The sequence below is a fragment of the Halomonas sp. AOP13-D3-9 genome, from assembly GCF_052379125.1.
Classification (GTDB): Bacteria; Pseudomonadota; Gammaproteobacteria; order Pseudomonadales; family Halomonadaceae; genus Vreelandella.
Map to the genome: position 1 here is coordinate 178,704 of NZ_JBQSYH010000007.1, position 24,932 is coordinate 203,635.

Genomic DNA, 24,932 nt, shown 5'->3' on the forward strand with positions numbered 1-24,932 from the left:
CCACCCGTCAGGCGGTGGTATCCCGCAGTCGCAGGTCGAACAGCGTGTCGTCGCCGCAGCGGAAAGTTCGCGAGGGCGGGCGCAGCGCACTCTCAAGGGTCTCAATGGGCGTCATTTTAAGCCCTGGCCTGCCGGAGCCAATCAGCAGCGGGGCCACCAGCAGGTGCAGTCGGTCAACGGCGCCTGCTTCGATAAATTGAGACACCGTAATGCCGCCACCTTCAATCAGCACCCGGGGCAATCCTTTGCCAGCGAGCAGAGTGATGACGTCGTGTGGGTTGAACTGGCCGCTGGCATTCAGCGGCAATACGCAACGTTCAACGTGGGCCAGGCTCGTTGTCGCCTGCCACTCAGGCCCCAGAACAGGCCCCACAATATGCAGCGTTGGGGCGCTATCGGTATTCAGCAGTGCCAGGTCATTGGGAATACGGCCTCGCGGATCCAGCACCACCCGCGTCGGGTGAGTGCCGCTAACGTGACGCACGGTCAACTGCGGGTTATCGGCGCTGGCGGTGCCCGCACCGACCACCACCGCGTCGACCAAAGCGCGCAGGCGGTGCAGGTGAACCAAACTTTCATGACCGTTGATGTAGTGGGAGTGGCCGCTTTCTGTGGCAATGCGGCCATCCATACTCTGCCCCAGTTGTGCTACTACCCAGGCCGGTCTACTGGCCAGCGGGGTCAGGCAATCGAGCAATTCTCGCGCCTCAGCGACGACCGGCTTGGCCGTATGCCACTCGCCGGTTGGCGTCAAGGTTATCGCTGCATCGCAAGAGTGCCGATGACGCAACGCCAACAGCCATTCCCAGGCATCGGCCAGCGCAATAGTGTTGACATGGGGTTCGGGCATGACGCCTCCGTGCTAAAAAATCCGTCTCATCATGCGGGTGCTACTTGGTCAAGAGCAAGCAGTTCAGGGCAACCATTAGTTCAGTTTAAAACAAATAGCTCAGCGCAAGCGTGCGCCATCCCCCTCGTAAGGAAGCCTGGAGGCCTACATGTACCAGATTGAACGCGCTATTTTCGATATTCGACGTGGCTTGCCCGTGGTGGTAAATGCTGGCGAGCAACGTTTGCTCGTGCAGGCGTTGGAAGGCAGTGAGTCAGTTGAAGCGCTTGCCCTGTTAGCGGGCGAGCGACCTTCTCTGGTGCTTACCCGTCACCGTTTGGCGGCGATGGGTATGAACTTAACCGCTGAGGCTGCCAGCCTGCCGCTGGCCGCCCACGTTAGCACCGATGAACTGCATCGTCTGGCCACTTCGGAAACGTTCTCGCAACCCGCTGGTGGGCTACTCAGTGGCTTGAAACCCGCAGGGTTAGCCGAGCGGGGCGCGGTGACGCTGATGCGCCGTGCTCTGCTGGTTCCTGCAGCGCTGTGTGCCTTTGTTAGCGAAGAGGCCACGGCGGGTATAGAACAGCAATTGGCAGCAGGGCGACTGCTGCAGGTCACCGCTGAAGACGCTGAGCAGTGCCTAGCCGGGGCGCCGGGTATGCTCAAACGGGTAAGCGAAGCGAATATTCCCCTTGAGGATGCTGCCGACAGCCGCTTTGTGCTCTTCCGGGAGCCGGATGGCCTGCGCGAGCACGTTGCCGTGGTGATCGGTAAGCCGGAGCGCTGGGAAGGTGCGGTGCCGCTGCGCCTGCATTCGGCGTGTTTAACCGGCGACCTGTTTGGCAGCCTGCGCTGCGATTGTGGCGAGCAGTTGCGCAATGCCGTGGCGGATATTCAAGCCATGGGCGGTGGTGTACTGCTCTATTTGGCGCAAGAGGGCCGGGGCATTGGTTTAGCCAATAAGTTGCGCGCCTACACCTTGCAAGATGGGGGCTTGGATACCGTGGATGCGGATCAGGTACTCGGTTTTGGCGACGATGAGCGCCAGTACGCGGTGGCGGTGGATATGCTCAATGCGCTCGATATTGATCAGGTTCAACTGCTGACCAACAACCCGTTGAAGATGGAAGCGCTGCGCCAGGGGGGCATTGAGGTGGTCTCACGTCAGGCGCTGTATGGCAGTGTTACCGACCATAATCAGCGCTACCTGAATGCCAAAGCAACCCGTGGCGGGCACTTGTTGGAAGACGTGTTAAGCGATCAGCGCTGAACGCAAAACGGCCACGAGCTAAAGCTGTCTTCCATTGATAAAGCGGTTTTAGTTGGTCAGTGGCGGTAGGTGGGCGGTTTCTGTCACCACTGCCGCTAACTGACGAGCATAGTGCTGCACCAACCGCTCGCCTAATTCAGCGCTGGCGTGGCTGGCATCCCCGGCCACGCCCTGGGCACTCAGGTCTTCCGCCAACCAAGCAAATGCTGCGGCCCCTTCGGCACTGACTAATGCATCACCTTGGGGCGCCGCGGGCGGTGCCGCTTGGTAGCCGTCTAGCTGTACCAGAGTGGGGGCTAAATAGCGCATCATCGCGGTTTCGAGCAGTCCACCGTGCAAACCGTAGCGCAATTCGTCGGCATCAATAGCCGCTTCCAAAGGCGGTAGGCGGGTATAGGTGGCCTTGACCACGCGCATGGCATGCCGCCGCCGCAGGGTTAACCCCGCTAGATCCATCACCGCTTTATTGCCGCCGTGGCTGTTAAGCAGCACCAGGCGGCGAATGCCTGCCCTGGCTAAACTGTCGCCGTAGGCTTCTAGGGTGGCAATCGCCAGCGGAGCGGGCAGGCTGAGTGTGCCGGGAAAACTGGCATGCTCGTCGCTGGCTCCGACCGCAATCGGTGGTAGGCAGATAACGTTCAGGTTCGGATCTAGCTCCTTCAGCATAGCGGCCTGCAGTCCCTCGCCAATGGTCAGGTCGGTGGCTAGCGGGAGGTGAGTGCCGTGCTGTTCAATGGCGCCGAGTACCAGTACCGCTACCGGGTCGTGCTGAGCGAATTCGGCTAACTGTGGAGCGGTCAGGGTTTGCCAGTGGTGAATCATTGCGTGACGTGCCTATAGGGGTATTCAAAATAATCAAAGTAAATTCAACAGCAGCGGATGGTCTGAGCGACAGGCGTAAAGATCCCCAGAGGGCAGGTCTTCGGCCCCTGCACTTAGCCACTCGCTAATCGCTTGCGGCGTTTGCCACTCGGCCCAGCGGAATTGCCGCTGCTCACCGGCCACCACATTATAACGGTACTCGCCAAGGCGGCTTAAATGGCTCACGCAGGCGTGACTTACCTCTAATGTACCGCCTACAAACTCCACCGAAAGCGCCGCCACCGGGCAGCTTAGCCCGGCTAGAACCTCCGCTTCAAAACCCTCAACGTCGATTTTGATAAAGCTAGGTTCGCCGTACTCGTCAATTAACGCATCCAGCGTGGTCACCGGCACGCGTAATTGTTGTTCCCAGCGTACTTGGCTAAAACCTGGGTTGCGTTGGCCAATCTGCTCACGCCATTCGGTGGCAAGCGTGGCGAGGGTTGGGTTACTGGGGCTAATCGCGATCTCGGCGAAGCCCGCCGTTGGGCCAGCCGCCACTGGCAGCAGGGTGATAGTCGGCGGCTTCACCAGGCGTTTAAACCACTTGGCGAGGTCGGGCTGGGGCTCTAACGCCACCACCCTGGCGCCCAGCGCATGAAAAGCCGTGCTGCGGTCACCTAGGTGGGCGCCAATATCAAAAGCGATATTGCCGGGCTGAATAAACGGTTGATAAAGTCGTTTTAGCCCCCGCTGGCGCCCCGGCCGCCAATAAATAAACAGCGAGCGGGCTAGCCCACCCGCGCTACGCAGCCGTTGCAGTGCCATGCGCCGCATTAGCTGGGCTCTCTGAATGGGCGTGCCTTTATCCGCACAGACGCTGGCGATATAGGGAGTGCTTTATCAGTGCTATTGGTCATCGGGATACCACACGTAATTCCAGGTTTCGCTAATCGGTTCTCCGTTTAAGGTGAGCCTTAGGCGAACATCACTGGGCTGGTCGCTAGCGGGCAGCCGGAAACTAGCCCGCCAGCCATTGTCGTCAGGTAACGCGGTGACCTGAGGCAACAGAACCTCACCGGGTTGGGAACTGATAGCTAACTCCACGGGCTGGTCGGCGCTAATATCCGCTAACGCTCCGCCCTGAAAATCGACGATAAATTGGCGTTGATCTTGTGAAGGGGAGTCCGCTTGCCCCGGCACGCCTGCGCTGCCATGACGAGTGCGAATGGCACGGCCAAGGTTATGCGCGTCAGGCTGGGTATTCAGCGTATGGGTGAGGTAGTGCAGGCGGCGGGACTCGCCTGCATCTAGCGTGTCGTCCGCGACCCAATAGGCGACGATATTGTCGTGGGTCTCATCGGGGGTAGGAATCTCGACTAGCTCCACGTGACCCGGTCCCCACTTATCCAGCGGGACAACCCACTGGCTGGGGCGGCGGTGGTACTGGGCTTCGGTGTCCAAATAGCGATTAAAGTCACGCTCCCGCTGCATCAAACCAAAGCCTTGGGGAGAGTCGTCGATAAAGGCCGATGTATGTAAGTGAGCCGGGTTGCTCAGCGGGCGCCAGATCCATTCGCCGCTGCCGGTATGCATCAGCAGACCGTCGGAGTCGTGCACCTGGGGGCGAAAATCGTCCGGCCGTTCGCGGCTTGCTTCACCGTAAGTGAACATACTGGTGAGCGGGGCGACGCCAAGCTTGGCAATATCTTCCCGGGCAAATAGTTCGGCTTCTACTTCAACCTGGGTGTTTTCGCCGGGTTGGATGATAAACCGGTAGGCTCCGCTAACTGAAGGGCTGTCCATTAACGCCAACAGCTCAATCTGTTTGGCATCAGCGTCGGGTTTATACAGCCAAAACTCGCGGAATGCTGGGAACTCTTCGCCTTCAGGGGAGGCGGTATCGATCGCCAGCCCCCGGGTCGAAAGCCCGTAAGCCTGTCCCTGCCCAACGATGCGAAAATAACTGGCGCCGAGAAACACGCCAAACTCATCGTCGTATTCGTTGCTGTTAAGGGGGTAGTGAAGACGAAACCCTGCGTGGCCGCTGCCGGTTAAGTCTTGCTCTTTCAGCGTCGCGGCATTGCCATCGTAGGTATAATCCTGTGCTGAAAAGGGCAGCGGCGCTACCGTATCGTTGTCGATAACGTTCAAGGTAATCGGGGTTTGAAACAGAAAGCCGCTGTGAAATAGCTGCAAGCTAAAGGGGCTCTCATCTTTCCAGTAGGCGTGTTCTGGGTTAAAACGGATTTGCCGGTAGGTATCGTAGTTAAGATCCCGTAACACCTGGGGCAGTGTTTCTTCCGGGGCTTGATAAGCTTCTTCGGCCAGCTGTTGGGCGCGTTCAATGACCATGCTGAAATGTTGATCGTCTTCGGCAAGCGCCGGTAAGGCTAGCGTGCAACTGAGTAAAACTATCCATTTATCGGCCCGCCACCTACCAACCAGCCTTCTAGCAACCAGCTTTCTAGCAAAATAGTTACAACGCATACGCGAAATCCTTTCCGGTGAAGGCCTGCAAAACGCATGATCAAGCAAAGCGTGAAATTTTTACACAATAACTATACGATAAAATATTATAGTACATGATTGTTGTGTTTTTCAGCAGCCTTATTCCTTGCTCTCTTGTCTTGCGACTGGGTACAGCTTTGCTTTGAGACTAAAGGTTATATCTTTGAAACTGTTCGCTAAAGCAGGCACACAGAGGGTGCAATGAGTCGATTATTACTAACGCTGCTAATGCTGAATCTCCTACTCATCGTGCCACTTTGGTGGCGCTTTGGCGATATCAGTACACACCTGCTCGCTTGGGAGGCGCTGATCATCACGCCACTCATGCTACTGCTTCCCGCTGGAAAAGCGCGCCGCATCGTGGCGATTGGGCTGGTCAGTTGGGTGATGCTGGCAACCGCCGCGAATCTTGGCACTGCCGCCACCCACATGGCCTTTGCCCGGCCACTTAATCTCTATCTTGACGTACCTTTGCTGCGCTCAATTTATCACCTATTAGTAGGTAATGTAGGCCAACTGTTGGCAGTTTGCGCAATGCTGGTAGGAGCGGCCGTGCTAATCGCCATTACCCTGGGTCTGGCGCGCCTGCTGCTTCCACCTATCGCTTACTCGATCAAACGGCTGCCTGGAGCGGCCGCATTAACGCTGCTGGTTATTGCCACCACCTGCGCGGCGCTTGAACTCAATGGGGTGCGGCTGGTCGATAGCGCGCGGTTGCCGATGGTGAACACTACGCGCTTTCAGTGGCAGCAAATGACCGATACCCACGCTGCACGCCTCGCCTTTACCGCCCAGCTGGAAGCCGCACCGTTGGAAGCCCAGCCGCTACCGGGGCTTGAGGGCCGCAACGTACTGCTCACCTTTATTGAGTCCTACGGTATCTCGGCGCTGGAAAAACCACGCTATGCAGAGGTTCTGCTGCCTACTTTAGCTGAGATGCAGCAGCGGTTAGGCGAGCGTGACCTCCACGTGGTTTCTGGTCTGATGGCGTCGCCGATTAGCGGTGGGCAGTCCTGGCTGGCCCATGCGACGGCCCTCAGTGGCCGCTGGATCGATAATCAGCTGTGGTATCAGTTGATGTTAGACAGTGGTCACTCGACGTTAATCGATGATTTTCGCGCTACCGGCCAACGCACCCTTGCTGTGATGCCCGCCATTACCATGGCGTGGCCTGAAGGGGAGGCCTATGGTTTCGATGAAATTGCCGCAGCGAGAGATATCGCCTACGCCGGGCCCGCACTGAACTGGGTCACCATGCCGGATCAATTCACCCTCGATTACACCCAGCGTTACTTGCTAGGCGAGACGCCGGTGTTTGCCCAATTGGCACTGATCTCCAGTCATGCCCCCTGGACGCCGATCCTGCCGGTACTGGATGATTGGTCGTCCATTGGTGATGGAGGTATTTTCGCCCCCTGGGAAGACGCAGGTGATCCGCCCGAAGTATTGTGGCAGGAGGTGGAGCGTATTCGCGATCACTATGCCTGGTCTGTTGACTACGCTGTGAAAGTCACTGGCCGCTGGGCTGAACGCGTAGTGGATGATAATACCCTGATGATTGTGCTGGGCGACCATCAGGCCGCGCCGTTGATTACCGGCGACGAGGCCAGCGCGGCCGTCCCGGTGCATATTATCAGCGGTGACCCGGCACTATTGGCGCCTTTTATAAAGCGCGGCTTCGTTCCCGGCACCCTGCCTGCGCTCGAACAGGCGAGTACTGCGCCCAGGATGAGCCAACTTCGCCACTGGTTGCAGGCTGATTTTGGTGAGTTAACGGATGTTGACGACAGCGATAACGATGAGTGACGAGCGAATTACCACAGCCAACTGGCGGGACGTGCAGGGGGTTGGCCCTTGCGCACACTGATCCAGCCGAGCACGCAGCGCACCCCCAACCATACCGCTAGCAGCGGCCAGAGTATGGTGCCAACAATCACGATGCTGAGTAGAAAGGCGATGCAGGCATACAGCGTACCGATCCAGAAGGTGCGTATCAGGTAACGGTAGTGTTGCTGCAGCCAGGGCGCCGCTTCTTTGCGGTAAACATAAGCAATCACCACGCCGATCAGCAGGGTGATATTAGCAGTGACGATGCCCGCTAGGTAAAGCGCGTAAATAATCTGCGGTGGGCGTGTTTCATCGCCCGATAGGTCGTTTTGCATTATCAGTAAGCCCTTGTTAGTAAAGACGATAGTCGCGAAAATTGGCGAGGTTTTGCTGCTCTTGCACCACTTTGCGGTAACGTTTGTATTCCCACTGATACTGCGCAGGCGCCAAGTTGATCGCGGCCTCCACGCTGGCATTTACACCGGTGGCAGACTTCACATCATCGTCGCTATAGACCCGTTCGTCGGCATCCAAAAAATGTATTTCAAATCCTTGACCAGGGATACGTAGCGCAACGCCGGTGACCACGCGTGCCTGAGTCCGGGCGACCAGTTTCGGTAGCAGGGTGGCGGTGTAGGCCTCGCGACCAAAGAACGGCGCAAAAACGCCGCTGCCCCAGTCGGGTTCCTGGTCAGGGAGTATGCCAATCGCCTCGCTGCGTTTCAGCGCTTTAAGCAGCGCCGCCACACCGCGTGGGGTGGTGGGAACAAGGCTTGCTCCCATGCGCTCGCGGCCATGACGAATCACAGGATCAAGGGCAGTAATTTTGGGTGGCTCGTACATGGCGGTGAAAGGGAAATGGCTCGATAGCCAAAAGTTAAGCACCTCCCAATTGCCGAAATGCGGGGCAAGCACAATCACGCCGCGGCCTTCGGTGCGGGCGTTATCGAGTTTGTCGCGGCCATATACCGCTAAAATGCTGGCGTCTACTTTATGAGATTCTGCCATCCAGGCATGGCCCAGCTCTAACATCGTGGCCGTTGAGTGGCGCAAGCTGTGCTGGGCAAGGGTCTTACGTTCTAAACCAGAGAGGCGAGAGTAAACAACGTTTAGGTTGCGCTCAGTCACCTCACGTTCACGCTTATTAAAACGGTAAACCAGGGGGCCGAGTCCCGATGCAATCCACCATAGACGTGTAAGCGGCCAGCGTGAAAGTTGACGCCATAGCCAACTGATGGCGCTGGCTTTGGAAAAGCGCCTACTTTTTTTAGCCCCCTGTGGTGCCATCGTTAAATCAACCAAGTGTCTACGTTGGAAGGCGCGCGTTTCTCTTGTAGTCCTTTGAAGCCTTTAACGCAGCGAATAATGAACCAAACGGCTAGCGCCAGCAAAAGCGGGAAACCGATCACTGCAAAGAGCAATATCGAGAAAATAATACCGTACACCAACCCTATCCAAAAGGTGCGAATCTGGTAGCGGTAGTGTTCGTCCAACCACGTAGGGCCTTTGCCTTTATAGACATAAGCAATGACCACACCAATAATCGACGTAAAGCCAAGAATAAAACTGGCCAGATAGAGCGCGTAGATCACCATGGCCATGGTGGTGTCGGGCTGAGATTGTTGCTCTTCGCTGACGACGTTGCCTGCGAGTGGGGAATCACTTTCGTTATTAAGCATAACGTTTCCTTTCGATAAATCTGTATAAGTGCAGTAGCTGCTGATAATGCCTAGCTAATTTCAGTGAGCGCTGTTTAAGCGCGATATATAATACCTTAATTCATTAGACTTAGCGTGAGGCGGGGCGGCAAACCTCTAGCAAGTTGCCGTCTGGGTCGCGTAGGTAGATCGACTCGATCGGCCCATTGGCGCCTTGGCGGGCGACTGGGCCCAGCTCAACCTCAATCGCCAGGGCATCCAAATGCTGCTTGAACTCATCCAGCGGCAATTGGCAACGCAGGCATAGATCCAGACTGCCAGGCGTAGGCGTTGCTGAAATGGGGGCAATGTCGGTATCGGTTTGATGCAGGCGTAACGCCGTATCTCCGAGCATTAAATCGACCCGTTGCGCATCGCGATAGCGGACGTCTAAGCCAAGAACACGAGAGTAAAAATCGACTGCGCGACCCATGTCGGTCACGGTAACAACAAGATGATCCAGACCTGATAGCATGCCACCTTCCTTAATACCTAACGATAAACCAGAGAATACGATGATGCGTCGCTGCCCGCTATGCGCGGAATCCACTACTGCGCTCTACCACCAGGATAGGCGTCGTGACTACTACCAGTGTGCCACGTGCGAGCTGGTATTTGTCCCCCCCGAGCATCATTTGAGCGCTGCTGCAGAAAAGGCCGAATACGATAAACATCAAAACTCGCCGCATGATACGGGATACCGACGCTTTTTAGGGCGTTTATTTACCCCGCTGTTAGCGAAGCTTGCAGCGAATGCCCGCGGCCTCGATTTTGGCTCTGGGCCGGGGCCAGCGCTGTCGGTGATGTTCGCCGAGCAGGGCTTCCCGATGGCCATCTACGACCCTTTTTATGCCCCTGATGCCTCGGTTCTCACCCAGACGTTTGATTTTATCACCGCAACAGAAGTAGTTGAGCACTTGTCGCAGCCTGGCCAGGTGCTCACTCAATTAGTGGCTCAACTTGCACCAGGCGGCTATCTGGGGCTGATGACCAAGCGCGTCGCCTCGCCGGAGGCTTTTGCCCGCTGGCACTATATTAGCGACCCCACGCATATCAGCTTTTTTAGTGAGAAGACCTTTCGTTGGTGGGCACAAAAGAATAATTTAGTAGTGGAATTTCCTGGGTCCGACACCGTTATTCTATGCAAAGCGCTAAGGTGAATAATTGTAACGTTAGAAAAGCATTGACTTTGCCCGCTTGAGGGCAATAATTGCGCGCCGCTATTTCCTGCCTGACTCGATGTGCCAGGTGAGATAACGGTTCCTGTGAACACATTTGTCAGCGTTTTCACGTCTGTTTTCAGCCCCTGTTTTCACCATTTTTAGGCAAGACGAGGTTTTCATGTCGCGGCAACTGCTAGCCATGGCGCTGGCGCCCCTGTTAGGGCTCTTTATTCTCGGGATTGGCAACGGTTTTCTCGCCACCTTAATTACTGTGCGTCTGGATGCCGCCGGTGAGTCGGCCACGGTCATCGGCATTGTCTCGTCGGCTTATTTTATCGGCTTGGCCTTAGGCGCAATGGTGAATGACCGCCTGCTGCTGCGCATTGGCCATATTCGCGCCTACGGCAGTTTTGCCTCATTGGTGGCCGTCACGGTGCTGCTGCAGGGATTGTTCTTCGACCCCTGGGCCTGGTTTGTACTGCGTCTAATTGGCGGTTGGGCCACGGTAGGGGTTTATCTCGTTATTGAGAGCTGGCTACTCACCTCCGGTGATCAAAAAGTCCGTGGCCGCCTGCTGGCGCTGTATATGATTTCGCTCTATGCCGCTGGTGTGTTGGGTCAGCTGCTGCTGGGGGTAACCAACGCTATGGGCGTCAACGCGCCCTTTATGGTGATTGGCCTGCTGGCCTCGCTCTCTGTGCTGCCCATGGCGATGATTCCACGCGTATCGCCAATTATGGAACATGCCGAACCGCTTCCTCCGCATCGCCTGATTACCCTGACGCCCACTGGTGTAATGGGCAGCTTAGGCTCTGGAATGGTGGTTGCCGCGGCGTATACGCTACTGCCACTCTACCTACAGCGAAATGGCATGAGTGTCAGCCAGGTTGGGCAGATGATGGCCGTGGTGATTATGGGGGCCATGCTGCTCCAGTACCCGATTGGCCGCTGGTCGGATCGCCATGATCGGCAAATGGTGCTGATCGGTATTAGCGGTTTCTGTGTGCTTATCTCCGCGGCGATGCTTTGGCTGCCGCTCTCGACGCCACTGCTGGCGCTGCTGCTGTTCTTGCTCGGCGGTGGTGTGTTCGCGCTTTACCCGGTGGCAGTGAGTCACGCCGCCGACCGTGCTCCCGCAGGGGCACTCGTGCGCATGAGTCAGGGGCTACTGCTGATCAACTCCATTGGCGCCACGATCAGCCCGCTAATGATCTCCCCGGTGATGACCGTGATGGGCGATGCGGGCCTGTTCTGGGCTTTCGGTTCACTCAGCCTATTCTTCTTAATGTTCTTCTCCTGGCGCCGCAGCGTGCGCCCAGCGCCGGTGCCCGTGGCGCCGTTTACGCCTACGACGCCGATGACCGCTGCAGGTGCTGAGCTGGTGGTGACCGAAGAGTTGATGCAGGGCGCGCTGGAGCATGAGCACTTGGAGGACCTGTCCGATGCCGTATGGGACGTTGACGCCGCCGAACCGGTGGTGGGGCCGCCCGCAGAAGATGAAAGCCATATCACCTACTATGATGATGTGGAGCAAGCAAATGAGCGAAAATAAAACCGAGTGGAGACGTTATTGGTAGCGGGTGATACCTTGGGCTAATGGTGCACGTGAGAGAGTATTACTACTATCTAGGGCATACTTTCAAACAATTGTTTAATTTTCAGCCCGAGGTTCGCCATGAATGTTTACGCCGCACCGGTACGCGATTTGCGCTTTGTACTTGAAGAGCTATTAGCGCACCGTTCGCTCAGCCTGCCGGGCTTTGAAGAAGCCACGCCGGATTTGGTCGAGGCGGTGCTTGAAGAGGCCGCAAAGCTAGCCGGCGACGTCTGGGCCCCGCTCAATAAGAGTGGTGATCACCAGGGAGCTAAGCGCCTTACCGATGGCAGTGTAACGACCCCGGAAGGCTTCGCGGCGGCTTATCAGGCGTATGTCGACGGTGGCTGGAACGGGATTGGCGTCTCCGAGGCGTTGGGCGGTCAGAACCTGCCTGAAGTCGTCGCCAGCGCCGTTCAAGAGATGCTTCACGGCGCCAATATGGCGCTAGGGCTCTGCCCTATGCTGACCGCCGGAGCCATTGAGGCGCTGGCCCACCACGGCAGCGATGAATTAAAAGCGACTTACTTGCCCAAGCTGGTGGAAGGTACCTGGACGGGCACCATGAACCTTACCGAATCCCAAGCGGGCTCGGACCTCTCCCAAGTGCGCACCCGCGCCGTACCTGAAAACGACCACTACCGCATCAGTGGTCAGAAGATCTATATCACCTGGGGCGAGCACGACGCCGCCGAAAACATTATCCATCTGGTACTGGCCCGCAAGCCTGACGCACCGGAAGGCAACAAAGGCATCTCGCTGTTTCTGGTGCCCAAGTTTCTAGTTAACGACGACGGCTCTCTGGGTGAGCGAAACGACGTCACCTGCGCCTCAATTGAGCACAAGTTGGGCATTCATGGCTCGCCTACCTGCACCCTAAGCTTTGGCGAAAATGGTGGCGCCATTGGCTATTTAGTCGGTGAAGAGGGGCGTGGCCTGAACCATATGTTCACCATGATGAACGAAGCGCGTCACAAAGTCGGTATTCAGGGCATTGGCGTGGCCGAACGCGCCTGCCAGCACGCCTTTGCCTACGCGCTGGAGCGTCGTCAGGGGCGCTCTCCAAAAACGCGGGGCGGCGCTGAATGCACCATCAGCGATCATTTAGACGTGCGCCGTATGCTGCTCTCCATGCGCTCACGCACCGATGCGCTGCGTGCCCTGGCGTTGTACTGCGCCGCCGAGCTGGATACTGCCCGCCACGCTGAAAGTAACGATGCTCGCCAGGCTGCCCAAGCCTGCGCCGATATTCTTATTCCGGTGATCAAAAGCTTTTCTACCGATCAAGCGGTAGACATCGCCTCCATGGGGATTCAGGTACACGGTGGGATGGGCTACGTGGAAGAGACCGGCGCCGCCCAACTGCTGCGCGATGCGCGCATTGCCCCCATCTATGAAGGCACGAATGGTATCCAGGCGCTCGATTTGGCAGGCCGTAAACTCCAGCGCGACAACGGCGAAGCGCTCACTGCACTATTGCATGAGGTTGCCGCCACCGTGGAGCAGTTAAACGCCGACCCGGCACTTAAAGCGTTGGGCCGCGGCTTGGACGCAGGTTTGAAAGATTTAAAAGCCGCCCAAGCGATGGTGCTGGAACAAGGCAGCGATCCTGACAACGGTGCGGATGCGGTGCAGGCCTACGCCACACCGTTTCTCACTTTGGCAGGTCACGTGCTGTGTGCATGGCAAATGGGTCAGGCGGCGCTTAGTGCCCAAGCAGCCCTTAACAACGGCAGCGATGATCCCTTCTATACGGCCAAGATGCGCAGCGCCGAATTTGCGATCACTCAATGGCTGCCGGTAGGCCGTGCTCAGCGCGCCGTGATTGAGGCGGGTATACAGTGTTTAAGCGATTTTGAGGTTCATTAACGCTAATGTTTAGCTTCGCGCCGCCGCCCCTTGAGGCGGCGGTGTTGTTTCCAAACGATCAAAACGACTATTTAAAACGATCGCTTTTAATAACAACGATTTCCACAATGCCAGGAGCCGACCATGACCGCTATTTTCGAGCAAGGCTTACCCAAAACCGTAGCCAACCATGTACCCCTTTCCCCGCTGACGTTTATTGAGCGTTCGGCGTCGATCTATCCCGACTACCCTGCGGTGGTGCATGGCAGTACGCGGCGCAGCTGGGGCGAGACCTGGGAGCGCTGCCTCCAGCTTGCCTCTGCACTCGAAAAGCGGGGCATTCAGCCGGGCCAAACCGTCGCGGCGATGCTGCCCAATATTCCCGCCATGTTTGAAGCGCACTTCGGTGTACCGCTGGCTGGCTGTGTATTAAACACGCTGAATATTCGCCTGGATGCCGAGGCGATCAGCTATATGCTCGAGCACGGCGAGGCGAAAGCTATTCTGGTCGACCCCGAATTTGCCGAGGTCATCCAACAAGCGGTTGCCAAGCTAGAGCATAAGCCGCTGATCATTGATGTGGCTGACAGCGAGTTTCTTGGCGAGGCTCAGGGCATCGGGGAAATTGAGTATGAGGCGTTGCTTAACGAGGGCGACGCTGACTTTGCCTATCAACTGCCTGCCGATGAGTGGGATGCGATCTCGCTCAACTACACTTCTGGCACCACCGGCAAGCCCAAGGGCGTGGTTTATCACCACCGCGGCGCTTATCTCAATGCGGTGAGCAATATCATGGAGTGGGCAATGCCCCACCACCCGATCTACCTGTGGACGCTGCCGATGTTCCACTGCAACGGCTGGTGCTTTCCCTGGACGATTGCCGCCAACGCCGGGGTGAATGTCTGCCTTCGCCGCGTTGATCCCAAAAAGATCATGCAGTTGATCGCCGATGAAAAGGTCACCCACTTCAGCGGGGCGCCGATTATTCTTAATGGCCTGGTGAATCTACCGGCTGAAGACAAATGCGAGTTTAATCACCCTGTGAAAGTGACCACCGCCGGTGCTGCGCCGCCAGCCTCAGTGATTTCAGGGGTCGAAAAGCTAGGCATTGAGGTCACCCACGTATACGGCCTGACCGAAGTATACGGCCCGGTAACGGTGTGCGCCTGGCGTGAGGCGTGGGATGAACTACCCATTGAAGCGCGGGCCAAAATCAAGGCCCGCCAGGGCGTGCGCTACCATATGCTCGAAGCGCTCTGCGTTGCCGATCCGCTGACCATGGAGCCCGTCCCCAAAGATGGCAAAACCATGGGCGAGATACTGATGCGCGGCAACAATGTCATGAAAGGATACTTAAAGAATTCTGAGGCCACCGAACAGGCACTGGCCGGTGGCTGGTATCACACCGGCGATTTGGCGGTGTGGCACACGGATGGTTATATCGAGATTAAAGACCGCTCCAAGGACATTATTATTTCCGGCGGTGAAAATATCTCCACCATTGAAGTAGAAGACGCGATTTACGGCCATCCTGCGGTTGAAGAGGCGGCGGTAGTGGCCAAACCTGATGAGAAGTGGGGGGAGACGCCCTGTGCCTTTGTGAAGCTTAAAGTCGGTTATGGCGAAGTCACCGAGGCGGATATTATCGCCCACTGTCGCGAACACCTGGCGGGCTACAAAGTCCCCAAAACGGTCATCTTCAGCGAGCTGCCGAAAACCTCAACGGGCAAGATCCAAAAATTCGTTTTGCGCGAAGAAGCCAAGCAGCATGGATAATCGCCTAATGTTGATAATCGATAGAGGAGAGAGTGTATGAGCGACCAACTTATTGGCGTTGTAGGCGCAGGCACCATGGGGCAGGGGATTGCCCAAGTGGCGATTGCCAGTGGCTTTCACGTGCGCCTTTACGATGTGGCCGAGGAGCAGCTAGGCCGTGCTAAAGCGAATATCGATAGAGGCTTGGGCAAGCTCGTCACTAAAGACAAGCTTAGCGAGGCGGATAAAGACGCCGCGCTGGCACGACTCTCCACCACCACCGAGCTGGACGCGCTAAGCGACTGCGCGGTGATTATCGAAGCAGCCCCAGAACAACCCGAACTCAAAGAGAAGCTGTTTCGTGACCTCAGCCAGTTGAGCAGTACCGCCATTCTGGCCTCCAACACTTCTTCGCTATCACTCACCCGTCTAGCGGCAGTGTGCGAGCACCCCGAGCGCGTAGTGGGTATGCACTTCTTTAATCCGGTGCCGGTGCTCAAGCTTGTGGAAGTCATTCGTGCGGAGCAGACCTCGGACGCGACCGTGGCTGAAATTGAAACGCTCGCTACGGCGCTGGGCAAAACCGCCGTGCCGGTTGGCGATGCCCCGGGTTTTGCGGTCAATCGCTTGTTGGTGCCCATGATCAACGAAGCCGCGTTTATCGTGCAGGAAGGCACCGCGACCCCTGAAGCGGTTGATAACGCCATGAAGCTCGGCGCGGCTCACCCCATGGGGCCGTTAGCGCTGGCGGACTTGATCGGCCTGGATGTCTGCCTGGCGATTATGGAGGTGCTTCAAGAGGGCTTTGGCGACCCCAAATATCGCCCTTGCCCCTTGCTCAAACGCATGGTTGCAGCGGGCTACCTAGGGCGTAAAAGCGGGCGTGGTTTTTATCACTACGATTAGCTTGCGCTGACGTAAAGCGCGTGGCGTAAAGAAGTCATTGCCACTCAACCAAGCGTTCGCTAGGGTTGGGTGGTGTTCACTTAATGTTCAATAACAAATCAAATAAGGAGTCCGCTATGAGCGAAGCAGTCATCGAGAAGGTTGATAATGATGGGATGGTACAGCTGACCATCAATCGTCCTAAAGCGCTAAATGCCCTTAACAGTGAAGTGCTTGCCGCGCTGGAAGCGCACTTAGTAGAACTTGAATCTCACCCCAGCCTACGCGGTGTAGTGATTACCGGCGCGGGCGAGAAGTCCTTCGTAGCCGGTGCTGATATCACCGAAATGCGTGATAAAACGCCAGAAGAGGCGCGGGCCTTTGCCAGCCAGGCGCTGCGTACCATTAAACGCCTAGAGACACTGCCCGTGCCGGTGGTCGCGCTGGTGAACGGGTTTTGCCTTGGCGGCGGCTGCGAACTGGCGCTGGCCTGCGACTGGGCGGTAGCCAGCGAGAACGCCGTCTTCGGTCAGCCGGAAGTGCTGCTGGGCGTCATTCCTGGCTTTGGGGGTACACAACGCCTGCCACGCCGCGTCGGGCCTGCCATGGCGATTGATCTGGTCACCACCGGGCGCAAAATCGACGCCCAAGAGGCGCTACGTATCGGTTTGGTGAACCGGGTAATGCCGCAAGCGGAGCTAGAAAACTACGTTGAAGAGTTAACCAAGCAGCTCAAGGGTAACGGCCCGCAATCGGTGCGTGGCGCCAAGCAAGCTGTTCACGACGGGTTAGATCAAGACCTGGACAGCGCGCTAGCGCTGGAAACCAGCCTGTTCGCCTTCTGCTTTGCCGGTAACGAGCAGAAAGAGGGCATGTCGGCCTTTATCGAGAAGCGTAAAGCTAACTTCTAGGCTTTTATTAATTACAGCTTTATTCGTTCCAGTTTTGCTTATTTAGGGGGTGGCGCTTGCGCCACCCCCGTTTTATTCTCAAAGGCTTCTTACTACTAATCTCTTCGGAGTTGCCACGATGCAATGGGTCGCATTTATCTTCGCCGCGCTTGGTTTTGCCTATCTTCCAGGGCCTGCGATGCTATACACCGCAGCGCAAACCCTAGGGCGTGGCCGACGAGCAGGGTGGTTAGCGGTTCTGGGAGTGCATATAGGCTGCTATGTCCACGTTATTGCCGCCGCTCTTGGCCTGGCGCTGCTGTTTGCGGCGATTCCGCCTGCCTATATCGCCATGAAAATTATCGGTGGGCTTTACTTGCTGTGGATGGGGCTGCGCCTATGGCAACAGGGTATCCGTGCCCAAGGCGATGAAGTTCCGTTGGCCACCACTAAACGCGTGCTGCGCGATAGCTTTCTAGTGGAAGTGCTCAACCCTAAAACAGCGCTCTTCTTTGTCGCTTTTCTGCCCCAGTTTGTGCAGCCCGAAAGCGCGATGCCGGTGGCCTGGCAACTGCTCTGGCTAGGGATTGCCACCAATGTGCTGTTTTCATCTGCGGATGTCGTGGTGGTGCTACTGGCGAGCCCCTTACGTAAATGGCTACAAAAATCCCACGGCTCTTCCCGGCTGATTCAGCGCATTGGCGGTGGCGTATTAATGGGGCTGGGCGGTAACACGCTGGCGCAAGTAGCGCGTTAAGGATGCCTGCCCAAACCAGCGAATTGTTTACCCTCATATAAGGAGCGCTGCATGTTTGATTTGTATATTGCCAACAAGAATTACTCGTCCTGGTCGCTGCGCCCTTGGGTGCTGATGGAGGCACTGGAAATTCCGTTTAACGAGCATCTAATGCCCTTTGAAGGGGGCACCGGTGCGAGCCACGACACCTTTATCCGCTTTTCACCCTCGGGCTTAGTGCCTTGTTTAGTGGATGACGAGCTGGCGGTATGGGACTCCTTGGCGATTGTCGAGTATCTGGCTGAGCAATACCCTAACGTCTGGCCGAGCGATAAGGGCGCCCGCGCCTGGGCGCGCTCAGCTACTGCCGAAATGCACAGCGGGTTTAGTGCTCTGCGTGACGAATGCTCAATGAACTGTGGCATGCGAGTGGCGTTAAATAGCTTGTCGGCCAAGCTCAAAGCCGACGTGGCTCGCCTGGATACGCTATGGCAGCAGGGGCTTGAACGCTTTGGCGGGCCGTTTTTAGCAGGCAAAGGCTTCACTGCGGTCGATGCGTTTTATGCGCCCGTGGCGTTTCGCGTGCAGACGTTCAACTTACCGCTCAGTGACGCTTCCCAGGCGTATGTTGAGCACTTATTAGCACTGCCTGCCATGCAAGCCTGGTATCAAGCCGCGCTTGAGGAGCCCTGGCGCGAGCCCATGCATGAGACTGATACGCTGAAAAATGGCCAAGCAATAGCTGATCACCGTAAACTTTAACCCACTTGGCAATTCACCAGGGGTACCCAGCATCGGGTACACTGACGCAAATTTCGTTTGGAAACGTCCATGGCTCTTAGCGCAACGCCCTACAAAGTTGATATTAATCTGACCGACCTGGATCGCGGGGTATATGAAACGCTGCGCTTTACCGTGGCTCGTCATCCCTCAGAGACCGAAGAGCGCATGACCGCCCGCTTACTGGCTTATGTGCTGTGGTACAGCGAAACGCTGGCCTTCGGGCGCGGGCTTTCCGATGTGGACGAGCCAGCGCTATGGGAGAAAAGCTTAGATGGGCGTTTGCTGCATTGGATTGAAGTAGGCTTGCCGGATGCTGAGCGTATCACCTGGTGCTCGCGCCGGGCCGAGCGCGTGACGCTGCTAGCCTACGGCCGGGTAGACCTATGGGAGAGCAAAGTACTCGCCAATGTGGCATCGCTGAAAAATGTGCACGTGGCGGGGCTGCCCCAAGAGGCGCTCGCAACCATCGCTAAAGATTTGCCAAGGGCTATCAATTGGGCGGTAATGATCAGCGAAGGCTCGCTGTTTATTACCGATGAAAACGGTCAGCATGAAATTACCCCGCAGTGGCTGCTGCGTGACAGATAGTGATTATTCTTGATCATTAGCCTACCAACTTTCGTCTAGTCGACTACGCTATAAATCTAAGCAATCAACAGCATAAGGGTGGCCTATGAGCCATCCTTAATTTTTAGTGTCTTAGCCTTTTTGTGTAGAAATTTGCAAAAGTATGCTTGCTATCTTTTTGCACAATTACATACAATCAACAATGTTTGTTGATGTTCATCAAAAAGCAGCCTCCAAAAACGCTCCCTAGAAAAATCTCAAGGAACGAGTAATGAAAGCAATGACCCCTTTACGATGGCAGCTATTCCCGCTAGTGGCTGTCGTAAGCTTGCTGTCGACGCTGGCGCAGGCCAACGATAGCGTCCTCTCGATTAAGCACGAAAATGATGGCATGGCCAGCAGTGATGATGGCCACTTTACCAGCGGTTTTGAGCTCAATTGGGCGTTTGAACCCGAAGCGCAAAGCTGGACACAGCGCCTGGCGACTGCTTTGCCCGATAGCCTGATTGGCAACGCTGATATGGCCGCTTTCCGGCTCGTGCATCAAATTTATACGCCCAACAATATTGAGCAGCGTGGGTTGATCGAAGATGATCGCCCCTACGCAGGGATTGTTTACGGCGGTATATCGCTCTATGAAGATGTGCCCATGGGGAGCTGGCGACAAGCGACTGACCTGCATCTGGATATTGGTTTGGTTGGGCCCTCGTCACTTGCCGATAGTATTCAGCGTGAGGTACACAGGGTGACCGATAGTGATCGCCCCAATGGCTGGAAGAATCAGCTTGGCGATGAAGCGATCGTCAACGTAGCCATGCGGCGCCAGTGGTGGCACAGCTCCCCATTAATCGGCAAGCAGTTTGCCCATGGCCCTAGTGTCAGCGCCGCTTTGGGCAACCTCTACACCTACGCAAGTGCTGGGTATAGCGTTCGCTGGGGAGATGAGGCGCCCGGCATACCTACGCTGACGCCAAACCCCGGCAGTCGCTACCATATGACCGCTAAAGAGGGCTGGCAGTGGTACCTGTTTGCCAGCCTAGACGGCTACTATATGGCGCAGAACCTAACGCTTGATGGCAACACATTCAGAAATAGCCACTCGGTTGACCGTAAAGAGTGGGTAGGAGACGTCTCAGCGGGGCTGGCGCTGGCCTGGGAAGATTGGCAGGTGACCTACGCCGTAGTGCAGCGCTCACGCGAGTTTGATGGGCAAGAAGAACAGGATAAATTTGGTTCTATCACGCTATCTAAGCGCTTCTAAATGGCAAAGAGGTAGCCGTTGCAGAACACCCTTCTTACGCTAATTTTTATTAACGTTTGGGGCTTGCGGTGTTACTCTCTGCCGCTTTCCACGCATACTAAGGGCAACCTGTGAAAATTAAAGCAGACCTATCGATTCTCGATATTATGGGCCATCTCATTATTTGGGTGGTGCTGAGTGTTATCACGTTTGGCATAGCGCTATTTTTCTTCCCTTATTCGTTTGCGCGGTTCGTCATTAATCGCACGTCGGTTGTTGATGCCAGCACTGGCGTCGAGCGAAAAATGGTTTGCGATATCAATCTATTCAGCAATGTCGGCCACATCATCCTATGGATGCTGATTTCACTGGTCACCTTTGGCTTAGGGTATATTTTCTACTTCTATCGGGTTTGGAACTATGCTTTGAATAACTCGCGCTTTGAATAATTCGCGGGTTGAATAGCGTTAAAGAGAGCAAACCCGTGTTTAGCATCCATGAGGGCCTACGTTGAGAGATCAAGCGTAGGCCCTTTTATTGGTGGCTACTTACTCGCTAGCAGTCAGTTTGTCCTGCGTTTTGAGCTCGAAGTCGCTGGCATCATGGCGTTCGTGCAACTGCTCATGGGGCTCGCCAAAGGAGCGGTTGACCATCCGACCGCGTTTAACGGCTGGGCGCTCATCAATCTCTTCGGTCCAGCGTAGAACGTTCTTGTAAGTGTGGGCTTCCAAGAATTCAGCCGCTTCATAGACACGATTTTTCACCAGCGCGCCGTACCAAGGGTGAATCGCCATGTCGGCAATGGTGTACTCATCGCCCGCCATAAAGCGGTTTTCCGCCAAATGGCGGTCAAGTACATCAAGCTGGCGCTTTACTTCCATGGTGTAGCGGTCAATCGGGTACTGATATTTCTCCGGCGCGTAGGCGTAAAAATGGCCAAAGCCACCGCCTAGCATCGGGGCGCTGCCCATTTGCCAGAACAGCCAGGAGAGGCACTCGGTACGTTTCGCCGGGTCGCTGGGTAAGAATTCGCCAAACTTTTCAGCCAAGTAAAGCAGGATAGCGCCGGACTCAAATACCCGTTGAGGTGGATGAGTAGAGTGATCCATGAGTGCGGGGATTTTGGAGTTGGGGTTCACCTCGACAAAGCCGCTGCTGAACTGATCGCCTTCGCCAATTTGAATCAGGTAAGCGTCGTACTCGGCGCCTGCTACGCCTCTTTCCAGCAGCTCTTCCAGCATCACGGTGACCTTGACGCCGTTGGGTGTGGCCAGCGAGTAGAGCTGTAAAGGATGTTTGCCCACCGGCAGTGCCTTGTCATGGGTAGGACCTGCTATGGGGCGATTGATGTTGGCAAATTTACCGCCGTTGCCAGGTTCCCATTTCCAAACGCTCGGGGGAGTATAGGTGTTGTCGCTCATTAGTTTCCTCGCTATAAATATTCTATCGGTGACAAAGCGGCTACAAGGGTTAGCTAGTGCTTAGCCTGATAATAAAGTAGTTCATTTTCCCAAATGAGGTGGCGGATGCGTGTTATTGGTGTGCTAGGCGGCATGAGCTGGGAATCTACCCAAGGCTACTACCGAGCCTTAAATGAGGGCGTAAAAGCAGCGCTGGGTGGCTTTCATTCGGCTAAGATCGTGATGGTTAGCGTCGACTTTGCCGAAATCGAAGCACTGCAGCAACAGGGAGACTGGAACGCCGCTGGTGAACTACTGGCCAGCGCCGCCCAAAGCGTTGAGCGCGCGGGCGCCGACTGTCTGCTGATTGCCACCAACACCATGCACAAGGTATCACCCGCTATTGAACAGGCGATTACGATTCCGTTGCTGCATATTGCCGATGCCACTGCTGAACAACTCAATGCCGACGGCATTACGCGCGTCGGTTTATTAGGTACGCGCTTTACCATGGAGCAGAACTTTTATACCGGCCGCTTAGAAGAACAGTTCGGCATTGAGGTCGTCGTGCCGGATCAGGCCGAGCGCGATGTCGTTCATCAGATCATTTACCAAGAGCTCTGCCAGGGCCGCATTGAAGATGACTCACGACAGCGCTATTTGGCCATCATCGATTCACTGCATGCCCAAGGAGCCCAGGCGGTAATTTTAGGCTGTACCGAAATCGCCATGCTGGTGAGCCAGCGCGATACCTCAGTGCCGCTTTACGACACCACCGCTCTGCATGCTCAGAAAGCAGTGGTGTGGGCACTCAGTGATTAATCCAACTAATAACGCTTAGACCAGTGTCAGGGTGACGTTGATATTGCCACGGGTGGCGTTGGAGTAAGGGCAGACAACATGGGCTTTATCAACCAACTGCTGGACAACGTCTTGCTCCAGACCGGGCAGGCTGATTTTTAGCTCAACTTCGATACCAAAGCCGGTCGGAATGGCGCCGATACCCACATGGCCATCAATCTTCGTATCCTGGGGAAGCTTAACTTTTTCCTGGCCGGCCACGTGCTTCAGTGCGCCTAAAAAGCAGGCCGAGTAGCCAGCGGCAAACAGCTGCTCGGGGTTGGTGCCATCACCGCCTGCACCGCCCAGTTCTTTAGGCGTGCTGAGTTTAACGTCCAGCGCTCCGTCGGATGATTTGGCGTGGCCTTCACGGCCACCCGTAGCGGTAGCATGGGCACGGTAAACAACGTTCTCGATAGTGGTCGTCGTCATTGTGAATCTCCTGTTAGCTTTAATAATTATGAACTTGCATCTTTAATTTAGCGCAGCTTTATTTTGTGCGCAATATAAATGGCAAATAAAAGCTGAATCCTTCGATAGCCGACGAAGGGCTACTGGTTTTTTTGTAGGCTATCGCGTAGTTGCACCAAATCTTCTTTCAGCGTGGTCAGTGCCTCAATTGACTGCTCGCTGGCATGCACGACACAGCTAGGAATATGGTACGCCTGTTCGCGCAATGCTTTTCCTTTATCAGTGAGATAAAGCTCTACCACACGTTCGTCTTCATGGCTGCGTTTGCGATTCAACAACTGATCGGCTTCAAGACGCTTGAGCAGCGGCGTCAGTGAGCCAGGGTCAGTTAGTAGGCGCTTACTCATAGTGCCTACTGTGATGCCATCGTTTTGCCACAATACCAGCATGGCCAGATATTGCGGGTAGGTAAGCCCAAGCTCTTTGAGCAGGGGTTTATAAACTTTGGTCATCATCAACGAGGTTGAATAGAGCGCAAAGCAAAGCTGGTGATCGAGCTCTAATTCGCTACAAGATGGTTGCACAAGTATGGGTTCCGATTCGAAATACGTCGCCTAATGTAGCGCGGGAAACAGTAAGTGGCTATCCCTAGACGTTGGTCGTAAGTTGGTAGTTTTGTTTTGACACGCACAGGGCAGGTGGCTAGCCTTCGCTTACTGAATGTTACCGGTAACAAGTTCCGGCCTTTAAGTTCGCTATAAACAACAATGAGTATTTGGAGATAACGCTATGACCGCTATTTGGCGCAACACACTGACCTTCGTCGGCGCGACCACGCTGACATTGGGTATGGCTCACGCCCAGAGCCCAGAGCTCTCTGATCCACCTGAGATCAAAGGCGACATCGTCGGCGATCACGGTACGCATACTTTGCGTATGGGCATTGGTCTTGCGGAAAGTTCACCCCAATATCTGTCCAGCCAATACTTTGGTGAGATTCTGGAGCAGCGCACCGACGGCCGCATCACGGTAAACGTCTTCCCTAACAGCCAGTTAGGTGACGACGTACAAATGATGGAAATGCTGCAGACTGGCACGCTGGATATGACCTACCCATCCAGCTCAGCTGCTACCGGTTACGTAGAAGAGCTGGCGGCTTTCGACCTGCCTTTCCTGCTGCCTAGCCGTGAAGCTGCCGTGGCGGTCATGCAGAGCGATGTGGCTCAGGGCATGCTGGACGCCTTTGAAGGTACCGGTCTGAAAGCACTCGCCTTCTCTGAAAATGGCTATCGGCAGCTCTCTAACAGCGCTCGCCCGGTATCTAGCTCTGACGACGTTGCCGGTCTTGATGTGCGCGGTTTAAGCGTTCGCACTATGGAAAACCCGGTGCACTTGGCAATTTGGGAAGCTTTGGGCGCCAACCCCACGCCAATGGCGTTTGGTGAACTGTTCTCCGCGATGGAGCAGGGCGTTGTTGATGGCCAGGAAAACCCTTGGAGCACTATCCTGACCTCTAATTTTAACGAAGTGCAGGATTACGGCACCGAGACGCGTCACGTCTATACTCCCTTTATCATGATGCTTTCCGAGCGTACCTGGGATCGTATGGCACCTGAGTATCAAGCGCTTGTGCAGGAAGCCGCGCGCCAGGCCGCAGCGTACGAAATTCAGCTCTCTGCTGAATACGATGATTGGTCTCGCGACCAGCTGGCAGAGCGTGGTATGGAAATTACCCGCCTGGACGACGAGCAGCTTGCCGCGTTCCAAGACGCCGTTCAGCCGGTATACGAAGAGTGGGCGCCGCGCATTGGTGAAGACCTGATCGCCGACATTCAAAAGATTGTTGAAGAGAGCAGCAACTAAACCTTACGTTTAGCGCACG

The 24,932-nt window shown here is 55.8% G+C and carries 26 protein-coding genes; 15 read left to right on the top strand and 11 right to left on the bottom strand.

The window, feature by feature from the left end; all coding sequences use genetic code 11:
- Positions 1–7: 7 nt before the first annotated feature.
- A complete protein-coding gene (locus tag ACT3UM_RS09825) occupies positions 8–850 on the bottom strand; it encodes a RibD family protein (RefSeq protein WP_498898409.1) in 843 nt (280 codons plus the stop codon).
- A 148-nt stretch (positions 851–998) separates the two neighbouring features.
- Here ACT3UM_RS09825 and ribA point away from each other — a divergent pair, with 148 nt between their 5' ends.
- Positions 999–2,102 (top strand): GTP cyclohydrolase II RibA, encoded by a 1,104-nt coding sequence (gene ribA / locus ACT3UM_RS09830; RefSeq protein WP_035577426.1) that lies wholly within the window; start codon positions 999–1,001, stop codon positions 2,100–2,102.
- Between the two features lie 48 nt (positions 2,103–2,150).
- On the opposite strand, the gene ACT3UM_RS09835 is transcribed toward ribA, so the two are convergent.
- The 3 genes from ACT3UM_RS09835 to ACT3UM_RS09845 all read right to left on the bottom strand — a co-directional run bounded on the left by ACT3UM_RS09835 (position 2,151) and on the right by ACT3UM_RS09845 (position 5,258).
- A complete protein-coding gene (locus tag ACT3UM_RS09835; RefSeq protein WP_498898295.1) occupies positions 2,151–2,924 on the bottom strand; it encodes a creatininase family protein in 774 nt (257 codons plus the stop codon).
- A gap of 33 nt (positions 2,925–2,957) precedes the next feature.
- Positions 2,958–3,740, bottom strand: coding sequence for an FkbM family methyltransferase (locus tag ACT3UM_RS09840; RefSeq protein ID WP_498898297.1), 783 nt, complete (start codon positions 3,738–3,740; stop codon positions 2,958–2,960).
- Positions 3,741–3,812: 72 nt separating this feature from the next.
- Positions 3,813–5,258, bottom strand: a complete 1,446-nt coding sequence (locus tag ACT3UM_RS09845; RefSeq protein ID WP_498898299.1) for an OpgD/OpgG family glucan biosynthesis protein — start codon at positions 5,256–5,258, stop codon at positions 3,813–3,815.
- A 357-nt stretch (positions 5,259–5,615) separates the two neighbouring features.
- Here ACT3UM_RS09845 and ACT3UM_RS09850 point away from each other — a divergent pair, with 357 nt between their 5' ends.
- Positions 5,616–7,220 (top strand): sulfatase-like hydrolase/transferase, encoded by a 1,605-nt coding sequence (locus ACT3UM_RS09850; protein ID WP_498898301.1) that lies wholly within the window; start codon positions 5,616–5,618, stop codon positions 7,218–7,220.
- Positions 7,221–7,228: 8 nt separating this feature from the next.
- Here the strand turns inward: ACT3UM_RS09850 and ACT3UM_RS09855 are convergent, their stop codons facing one another.
- The 4 genes from ACT3UM_RS09855 to ACT3UM_RS09870 form a co-directional block, all read right to left on the bottom strand.
- Positions 7,229–7,579 (bottom strand): DUF4870 family protein, encoded by a 351-nt coding sequence (locus ACT3UM_RS09855; protein WP_498898411.1) that lies wholly within the window; start codon positions 7,577–7,579, stop codon positions 7,229–7,231.
- Positions 7,580–7,592: 13 nt separating this feature from the next.
- On the bottom strand, positions 7,593–8,528 hold the full coding sequence (locus ACT3UM_RS09860) for a lysophospholipid acyltransferase family protein (RefSeq protein ID WP_498898303.1): 936 nt from the start codon (positions 8,526–8,528) through the stop codon (positions 7,593–7,595).
- A 2-nt stretch (positions 8,529–8,530) separates the two neighbouring features.
- Positions 8,531–8,920 carry a DUF4870 family protein gene (locus ACT3UM_RS09865; RefSeq protein ID WP_498898305.1) on the bottom strand — a complete coding sequence of 130 codons (390 nt, stop codon included), beginning with the start codon at positions 8,918–8,920 and terminating at the stop codon, positions 8,531–8,533.
- Between the two features lie 109 nt (positions 8,921–9,029).
- Entirely contained in the window at positions 9,030–9,413 is a 384-nt protein-coding gene (locus ACT3UM_RS09870) for a VOC family protein (protein ID WP_280106077.1), read from the bottom strand.
- A gap of 40 nt (positions 9,414–9,453) precedes the next feature.
- Here ACT3UM_RS09870 and ACT3UM_RS09875 point away from each other — a divergent pair, with 40 nt between their 5' ends.
- From ACT3UM_RS09875 to ACT3UM_RS09925, 11 genes are all read left to right on the top strand, one after another.
- A complete protein-coding gene (locus ACT3UM_RS09875; protein ID WP_498898307.1) occupies positions 9,454–10,098 on the top strand; it encodes a class I SAM-dependent methyltransferase in 645 nt (214 codons plus the stop codon).
- 181 nt (positions 10,099–10,279) lie between these two features.
- Entirely contained in the window at positions 10,280–11,653 is a 1,374-nt protein-coding gene (locus tag ACT3UM_RS09880) for an MFS transporter (protein WP_498898309.1), read from the top strand.
- A gap of 123 nt (positions 11,654–11,776) precedes the next feature.
- On the top strand, positions 11,777–13,564 hold the full coding sequence (locus ACT3UM_RS09885; protein ID WP_498898311.1) for an acyl-CoA dehydrogenase: 1,788 nt from the start codon (positions 11,777–11,779) through the stop codon (positions 13,562–13,564).
- A gap of 123 nt (positions 13,565–13,687) precedes the next feature.
- The gene (locus tag ACT3UM_RS09890) at positions 13,688–15,319 is read left to right on the top strand and encodes an acyl-CoA synthetase (protein WP_498898313.1); all 1,632 of its coding nucleotides are present in this window, start codon (positions 13,688–13,690) and stop codon (positions 15,317–15,319) included.
- 36 nt (positions 15,320–15,355) lie between these two features.
- On the top strand, positions 15,356–16,204 hold the full coding sequence (locus tag ACT3UM_RS09895; protein ID WP_498898315.1) for a 3-hydroxybutyryl-CoA dehydrogenase: 849 nt from the start codon (positions 15,356–15,358) through the stop codon (positions 16,202–16,204).
- Between the two features lie 116 nt (positions 16,205–16,320).
- Complete coding sequence (locus tag ACT3UM_RS09900) at positions 16,321–17,094, top strand: enoyl-CoA hydratase/isomerase family protein (RefSeq protein WP_035577456.1); 774 nt, start codon at positions 16,321–16,323, stop codon at positions 17,092–17,094.
- Positions 17,095–17,212: 118 nt separating this feature from the next.
- Positions 17,213–17,830 (top strand): LysE family translocator, encoded by a 618-nt coding sequence (locus ACT3UM_RS09905; protein WP_498898317.1) that lies wholly within the window; start codon positions 17,213–17,215, stop codon positions 17,828–17,830.
- A gap of 51 nt (positions 17,831–17,881) precedes the next feature.
- Positions 17,882–18,571: a glutathione S-transferase family protein gene (locus ACT3UM_RS09910; RefSeq protein ID WP_498898319.1), complete on the top strand. Its 690-nt coding sequence runs from the start codon at positions 17,882–17,884 to the stop codon at positions 18,569–18,571.
- A gap of 69 nt (positions 18,572–18,640) precedes the next feature.
- A complete protein-coding gene (locus ACT3UM_RS09915; RefSeq protein WP_035559495.1) occupies positions 18,641–19,180 on the top strand; it encodes a YaeQ family protein in 540 nt (179 codons plus the stop codon).
- 250 nt (positions 19,181–19,430) lie between these two features.
- Positions 19,431–20,420: a lipid A deacylase LpxR family protein gene (locus ACT3UM_RS09920; RefSeq protein ID WP_498898320.1), complete on the top strand. Its 990-nt coding sequence runs from the start codon at positions 19,431–19,433 to the stop codon at positions 20,418–20,420.
- A 110-nt stretch (positions 20,421–20,530) separates the two neighbouring features.
- Positions 20,531–20,848, top strand: coding sequence for a DUF6693 family protein (locus ACT3UM_RS09925; protein ID WP_498898322.1), 318 nt, complete (start codon positions 20,531–20,533; stop codon positions 20,846–20,848).
- Between the two features lie 99 nt (positions 20,849–20,947).
- Here the strand turns inward: ACT3UM_RS09925 and yghU are convergent, their stop codons facing one another.
- On the bottom strand, positions 20,948–21,820 hold the full coding sequence (yghU, locus tag ACT3UM_RS09930) for a glutathione-dependent disulfide-bond oxidoreductase (RefSeq protein ID WP_498898324.1): 873 nt from the start codon (positions 21,818–21,820) through the stop codon (positions 20,948–20,950).
- Between the two features lie 105 nt (positions 21,821–21,925).
- Here yghU and ACT3UM_RS09935 point away from each other — a divergent pair, with 105 nt between their 5' ends.
- Positions 21,926–22,621 (top strand): aspartate/glutamate racemase family protein, encoded by a 696-nt coding sequence (locus tag ACT3UM_RS09935; protein WP_498898326.1) that lies wholly within the window; start codon positions 21,926–21,928, stop codon positions 22,619–22,621.
- A 15-nt stretch (positions 22,622–22,636) separates the two neighbouring features.
- Here ACT3UM_RS09935 and ACT3UM_RS09940 read toward each other — a convergent pair whose 3' ends face one another.
- Positions 22,637–23,071, bottom strand: a complete 435-nt coding sequence (locus tag ACT3UM_RS09940) for an organic hydroperoxide resistance protein (protein WP_498898328.1) — start codon at positions 23,069–23,071, stop codon at positions 22,637–22,639.
- A 119-nt stretch (positions 23,072–23,190) separates the two neighbouring features.
- Positions 23,191–23,634: a MarR family winged helix-turn-helix transcriptional regulator gene (locus ACT3UM_RS09945; protein ID WP_064234615.1), complete on the bottom strand. Its 444-nt coding sequence runs from the start codon at positions 23,632–23,634 to the stop codon at positions 23,191–23,193.
- Between the two features lie 205 nt (positions 23,635–23,839).
- On the opposite strand from ACT3UM_RS09945, the gene ACT3UM_RS09950 reads away from it, so the two are divergent.
- Positions 23,840–24,913 (top strand): TRAP transporter substrate-binding protein, encoded by a 1,074-nt coding sequence (locus ACT3UM_RS09950; RefSeq protein ID WP_498898331.1) that lies wholly within the window; start codon positions 23,840–23,842, stop codon positions 24,911–24,913.
- The last annotated feature ends 19 nt before the right edge of the window (positions 24,914–24,932 follow it).

What these genes read in the sequence shown, in the direction of transcription:
- ACT3UM_RS09900 (WP_035577456.1), top strand. Translation starts at nt 16,321, where the DNA reads ATGAGCGAAGCAGTCATCGAGAAGGTTGATAATGATGGGATGGTACAG.
- ACT3UM_RS09905 (WP_498898317.1), top strand. Translation starts at nt 17,213, where the DNA reads ATGCAATGGGTCGCATTTATCTTCGCCGCGCTTGGTTTTGCCTATCTT.
- ACT3UM_RS09860 (WP_498898303.1), bottom strand. Translation starts at nt 8,528, where the DNA reads ATGGCACCACAGGGGGCTAAAAAAAGTAGGCGCTTTTCCAAAGCCAGC.
- ACT3UM_RS09880 (WP_498898309.1), top strand. Translation starts at nt 10,280, where the DNA reads ATGTCGCGGCAACTGCTAGCCATGGCGCTGGCGCCCCTGTTAGGGCTC.
- ACT3UM_RS09850 (WP_498898301.1), top strand. Translation starts at nt 5,616, where the DNA reads ATGAGTCGATTATTACTAACGCTGCTAATGCTGAATCTCCTACTCATC.
- ACT3UM_RS09840 (WP_498898297.1), bottom strand. Translation starts at nt 3,740, where the DNA reads ATGCGGCGCATGGCACTGCAACGGCTGCGTAGCGCGGGTGGGCTAGCC.
- ribA (WP_035577426.1), top strand. Translation starts at nt 999, where the DNA reads ATGTACCAGATTGAACGCGCTATTTTCGATATTCGACGTGGCTTGCCC.
- ACT3UM_RS09910 (WP_498898319.1), top strand. Translation starts at nt 17,882, where the DNA reads ATGTTTGATTTGTATATTGCCAACAAGAATTACTCGTCCTGGTCGCTG.
- ACT3UM_RS09825 (WP_498898409.1), bottom strand. Translation starts at nt 850, where the DNA reads ATGCCCGAACCCCATGTCAACACTATTGCGCTGGCCGATGCCTGGGAA.
- ACT3UM_RS09940 (WP_498898328.1), bottom strand. Translation starts at nt 23,071, where the DNA reads ATGACGACGACCACTATCGAGAACGTTGTTTACCGTGCCCATGCTACC.
- yghU (WP_498898324.1), bottom strand. Translation starts at nt 21,820, where the DNA reads ATGAGCGACAACACCTATACTCCCCCGAGCGTTTGGAAATGGGAACCT.
- ACT3UM_RS09885 (WP_498898311.1), top strand. Translation starts at nt 11,777, where the DNA reads ATGAATGTTTACGCCGCACCGGTACGCGATTTGCGCTTTGTACTTGAA.
- ACT3UM_RS09865 (WP_498898305.1), bottom strand. Translation starts at nt 8,920, where the DNA reads ATGCTTAATAACGAAAGTGATTCCCCACTCGCAGGCAACGTCGTCAGC.
- ACT3UM_RS09895 (WP_498898315.1), top strand. Translation starts at nt 15,356, where the DNA reads ATGAGCGACCAACTTATTGGCGTTGTAGGCGCAGGCACCATGGGGCAG.
- ACT3UM_RS09870 (WP_280106077.1), bottom strand. Translation starts at nt 9,413, where the DNA reads ATGCTATCAGGTCTGGATCATCTTGTTGTTACCGTGACCGACATGGGT.
- ACT3UM_RS09915 (WP_035559495.1), top strand. Translation starts at nt 18,641, where the DNA reads ATGGCTCTTAGCGCAACGCCCTACAAAGTTGATATTAATCTGACCGAC.
- ACT3UM_RS09950 (WP_498898331.1), top strand. Translation starts at nt 23,840, where the DNA reads ATGACCGCTATTTGGCGCAACACACTGACCTTCGTCGGCGCGACCACG.
- ACT3UM_RS09920 (WP_498898320.1), top strand. Translation starts at nt 19,431, where the DNA reads ATGAAAGCAATGACCCCTTTACGATGGCAGCTATTCCCGCTAGTGGCT.
- ACT3UM_RS09835 (WP_498898295.1), bottom strand. Translation starts at nt 2,924, where the DNA reads ATGATTCACCACTGGCAAACCCTGACCGCTCCACAGTTAGCCGAATTC.
- ACT3UM_RS09845 (WP_498898299.1), bottom strand. Translation starts at nt 5,258, where the DNA reads ATGGTCATTGAACGCGCCCAACAGCTGGCCGAAGAAGCTTATCAAGCC.
- ACT3UM_RS09935 (WP_498898326.1), top strand. Translation starts at nt 21,926, where the DNA reads ATGCGTGTTATTGGTGTGCTAGGCGGCATGAGCTGGGAATCTACCCAA.
- ACT3UM_RS09875 (WP_498898307.1), top strand. Translation starts at nt 9,454, where the DNA reads ATGATGCGTCGCTGCCCGCTATGCGCGGAATCCACTACTGCGCTCTAC.
- ACT3UM_RS09890 (WP_498898313.1), top strand. Translation starts at nt 13,688, where the DNA reads ATGACCGCTATTTTCGAGCAAGGCTTACCCAAAACCGTAGCCAACCAT.